This is a genomic window from Microcystis sp. M53602_WE12 (genome assembly GCF_030065455.1).
GTDB lineage: Bacteria > Cyanobacteriota > Cyanobacteriia > Cyanobacteriales > Microcystaceae > Microcystis > Microcystis aeruginosa.
On sequence record NZ_JASJFB010000720.1, the window covers coordinates 1 to 4337 of the forward strand.

Here is a 4337-nt window from a genome sequence, read left to right on the forward strand (position 1 = left end):
AACCCTTATATAGAAAGGCATTTGGCGATTTTTGTCAATTATTTTTGATCTAGAGCGAACTAATCAATTAAGTCTCTTGCCAGATAAGGATTTAGTCGATTTATGCCCCCCTATCGAACCATACTAAGTAACGAAGAACCAGAAGTTGATTAAATTAAAACTTCAATACATTTGAGGAGATAACTTAGTTTTTTGTCACCCTTTTCAGCTAAACTAAGTTTATGACTAAAAGCCTAGAAAACATTACCATTCACCAGTTTAGAGGACTGCGAGAGCTTGAGCTAAAGAATCTCGGACAGATTAACCTGCTTGTGGGAATTAATAATTCGGGAAAAACCAGCGTTCTCGAAGCGTTATCTATTTACTGTCATCCCTTAGATCTAAAAGTTTGGCTAAATACTGCTAGACAAAGAGAACAAGAGTACAGAGTTTCTCGGACTCCTTATCTAGATTCCCTACAGTGGTTATTTACCCACGATGCAATGATTGAGCAAGAAAAACTTAATCACGGGGTTATATCAATCACAGGAAATGGCTCCTTTAAAGTTCAGAAAATTGAGGCAATTTATGAAGAACTCGAAGGAATTATTTTAATTGACAATCCCGAAGACAAGCTTCATCCTAATGAGATAATTAGCGAAGAAAACGAAGATTTAATCGATAATAATGAAGATTTATGGGAAACAAGAAAAGGTATAAATTTATCGATAACAGTATTTCTGGCTCAAGAACAATTAATAAGTTTAATTAATTATCCCCAAAATCCCCTGAAAGAAAACTATCAACTTTGGGAAAATAGCCCTCTCTCTAGACTATCGGGAAAAAAAGAACCTAGCTTACTAACTTCTCTGGTTAGTCCCGCTTCTCATCGTTCTGATATTGGTCAATTTCGATTACTTTCAGAAGTGAGATTTGCCAATTTTAAAACAGATGTTATCGATTTACTACGTCAAATGGACAGTAATATTTCTGACTTAGAAATTCTCTTACCGCCTCATTCTTTATCTTCCAGATTTAATATTTATATTCAACATGAAAAATTGGGACTTGTCCCCGTTAGTACCTTTGGTGATGGGGTGCGTCGCTTACTTCATATCGCCCTCAAACTTGCCAGTGTTAAAGGTGGAATTTTATTCATTGATGAATTAGAATCAGCTATTCATACAGAGGCACTGCAAAGTTCTTTTAATTGGTTAGTTAAATGGTGTCAAAAAATGAATGTACAACTGTTTGCTACTACCCACAGTCTAGAAGCTGTTGATGCTCTGTTAGAAGTTACTGAACGAGAATCAGATTTGGTGCTTTATCGTCTCGAACCAAAGGAAAATTATACTAGAGTAGTTAGACATGATTGGACTCGATTAAAAAGCTTACGAGAAGACTTAGGACAGGAGGTTCGTTGGTGAGTCGAGAACATATATTGATTGGAGTGGAAGGTAATCATGATCAAGCTTTTCTGGTGAAAGTTATGTGTAAACTTCTGGGGTTTTCTAAATGTGAAGAACTCTCAAATCTAGAACCAATTTGGAAAAAATTTATTCCGAAATATCCTCCTCCTAAAACTGGAAAACTTTACATCAGACTCGATATGCCATCTATTCTTTATACTGAGACTTTATCCGTGGCAATTTATGCCGGGGGTGGCAGTGAATTAATTAAAAATTTAACCAATAAACTTGCCGATATGGATTATAACAATGAATTATCAGCTTTTGCCGTTATTGCCGATGCGGATAAAGATAACCCGGCAGAAGTTGCTCGTAAATATCATCAGGGTTTTCGGGAATATTTTCCCGACTTTCCCAGGGTAGTAGCTGCCACGGGAACTATTCAAGAAAATAAACCAAGAGTCGGATTATACATACTGCCTAATAATGTTGATCAAGGTGTCTTAGATACCCTACTTTGTGATTGTGGAAAAATCGCCTATCCTGAATATATGAAGAGGGCAAAAGCATATATTCAACAGTTTTCTGAGGAGGAAATTAGTCAAATTGGCTGGAAACCTTTTGATAAAGAAAAAGCCACTATTGCCGCCATTGCTAGTATTCTTAAACCGGGAAAAACCAACACCGCAACTATTTCTGATGATCGGTGGATTAGCGAGCAAACTTTAACGCAAATACCATCACTAGAAAATCTCTTAACTTTTCTAAAACAACTCCTCAAAATGGAGTCAATATAATTATATTGATCTGCTGAAAACTTGGAGAGTTACCAACTAGGAAGTTATGGTTAATAAGTGGTCAGGCAAAGGAGACAGTATATCCGAACATTATAATAAAAGTTTTCTCTCAAGTTAAGGTCAAACAATTCTAGCTGGGAGTTATCGAAGTGTAATTAAGCTTGACAAACTCAAATTAAGGTGTTAATATATAGGGCGTGATTTGTACAGATGTTAAAAATTTTGTTTTGCGGTAGTCTATGAATTTAACAAATTTACCAATGTCTCTTGATGAGATGCCTTTACCTAGTTATTTGCCGCCAGTTATTTTAACAGTTTTTACTCGTCCCGATCTACTCAAGGAAGTTTTAAAGGGTTTAACCCAACAGATTCTATCTGCGTCGCCTAGAATTTGTGAAGCTATTTATGGCTCACTCTCCCTTTAGTTTGAAAAAAACTCGCCGTCGCCTAGGTTTATAGTTTAGTAGATACTTAATAGAAAATATGAATAGCTCTAGAAAATTTCTGATTTGTAAAGGTTCCTCTGGCATGGGAAACCGAATTCTGGCCGCCTGTGGTGCAATAATCTATAGTGAAATTAGTAATCGCCAGTTAGTTATTGATTGGCGGGATAATACTTATTGTCATGACGATATCAACTCCTTCCCTCTATTTTTTAACTGTCCAAAGACCGTTTCAGTAGAATCTATACCTGATACCAAGTCTGTCTATCCTGAGATATGGATTGATAAGTTAGATCAATCTTTTGGTGGACTAAGAAAAGATTTAAGGATTTCGGATCAATCTATGTCGGTTGAATTATCTAGAACAAATTATGAGAGTGAGATTCTGGTTTTCTGTGCCTATACTCATAAAATCAACCAGATGAGACAACTTTTTCATGGGAAGTTCGATTACTTGGCAAAAATGGATGATCGTACTATTATCAAACAGGTATTAAACTCTCATCTAAGCCTGAAACCTGAAATTGTTCAGTCTATCGAAGATTTCCGATCATCTTACTTTGGAGTGAATACCCTAGGCGTTCATGTCAGATACACAGACATGAAGATTCCTTTAGATAAGCTAATTACTAATACTAAAAAAATCAACAAAAACAATAAATTTAACAGCATTTTCTTGGCTACAGATTCTCAAGAAGTTGTTGAAAAATTTCAAGAGGAGTTCCCAAATATTATCACCACACCAAAATGGTTTCCACCATCGGGAGAAAGAATGCACCAGAACTGGGATCAATGTCCTGATCGCGTTCAAAATGGCATAGAAGCATTAATGGATATGTATTTGTTAGCCAGTTGTAATGATTTGATTTTTTCTTCTCAGTCCTCCTTTGGTTTAGTGGCATCAATCCTAAGTAAAGCCAGTAAACAACATCTCCACGATGTGAATTCTTCTTCATTCATTGAAAAAGTAAAAGCGAAAATTAGAGGTATTGCCAAATAGTTTGTACGAGCAATTAACCCGAACCAACCTTAATGATGTCTATGCCATGGCAAACTTGGGGAGTTACCAACTAATGCTTAATTCTCTCAATCGCCTTTTCTCGCCTTTAGTATCTAGCGTTTTACATACCATAATTATCTCCGGTTGTCAAGGTGCAAATGTATTAACTTCGGCGAATAATTCCCAGAGAAATCAATGGCAAAAAGTGACCGTAATCGAGGGTTTAGAGCATCCTTGGTCGATGGTTTGGCTACCTAACGGGGAAATCCTCATCACAGAGCGCCCCGGTCGTTTAAGAGTAGTTAGAGAGGGTAAATTAGACCCAAAAGCCATCGCTGGAGTTCCCGAAGTTTTTGCCGTCGGACAAGGAGGACTGCTCGATGTGGCAATTCATCCCCAATTTGCCCAAAATCGCTGGATTTATCTAACTTATGCCCACGGAGACCAGGAGGCTAATCGTACCCGCGTCGCTCGTGCGGTTTATCTCAAATGTCGGGGTGAAGACCCTCGCACTTAGCGACGGGATGAAACCCCGACCAATATAAAACAGCGAAGCACGACTAAAATCTTGACAATCTATGCTGTACAGGTTAATATAAAATAAGTTGTTTGAGGTCGATAAACAATGATTGTCTTAGAAATGAAAGCCGTGGTCAAACCAAGTCAGTGTTCTGCCATTGATGAAGCTATTCGTACAGTACAATTCATC

The 4337-nt window shown here is 37.3% G+C and carries 4 protein-coding genes and 2 pseudogenes; all 6 read left to right on the forward strand.

Annotated features, from left to right (window positions below; all coding sequences use genetic code 11):
• The first annotated feature begins 221 nt into the window (after positions 1–221).
• Positions 222–1406: an AAA family ATPase gene (locus PX482_RS22285; protein WP_002762438.1), complete on the forward strand. Its 1185-nt coding sequence runs from the start codon at positions 222–224 to the stop codon at positions 1404–1406.
• Positions 1403–2185 carry a DUF3226 domain-containing protein gene (locus tag PX482_RS22290; RefSeq protein ID WP_002762437.1) on the forward strand — a complete coding sequence of 261 codons (783 nt, stop codon included), beginning with the start codon at positions 1403–1405 and terminating at the stop codon, positions 2183–2185. Before PX482_RS22285 ends, PX482_RS22290 begins: the two co-directional genes overlap by 4 nt.
• 239 nt (positions 2186–2424) lie before the next feature.
• On the forward strand, positions 2425–2610 hold the full coding sequence (locus PX482_RS22295; protein WP_002762436.1) for a hypothetical protein: 186 nt from the start codon (positions 2425–2427) through the stop codon (positions 2608–2610).
• 58 nt (positions 2611–2668) lie between these two features.
• Positions 2669–3628: a NodZ family protein gene (locus PX482_RS22300; RefSeq protein WP_106908760.1), complete on the forward strand. Its 960-nt coding sequence runs from the start codon at positions 2669–2671 to the stop codon at positions 3626–3628.
• A 73-nt stretch (positions 3629–3701) separates the two neighbouring features.
• Positions 3702–4112, forward strand: a pseudogene (locus tag PX482_RS22305) (PQQ-dependent sugar dehydrogenase); the annotation flags it as partial.
• A gap of 141 nt (positions 4113–4253) precedes the next feature.
• Positions 4254–4337: pseudogene (locus PX482_RS22310) on the forward strand (transposase); the annotation flags it as partial.

Bases quoted from the DNA above. Each gene is read 5' to 3' on its own strand.
- PX482_RS22285 (WP_002762438.1), top strand. From the start codon at position 222: ATGACTAAAAGCCTAGAAAACATTACCATTCACCAGTTTAGAGGACTG.
- PX482_RS22295 (WP_002762436.1), top strand. From the start codon at position 2,425: ATGAATTTAACAAATTTACCAATGTCTCTTGATGAGATGCCTTTACCT.
- PX482_RS22300 (WP_106908760.1), top strand. From the start codon at position 2,669: ATGAATAGCTCTAGAAAATTTCTGATTTGTAAAGGTTCCTCTGGCATG.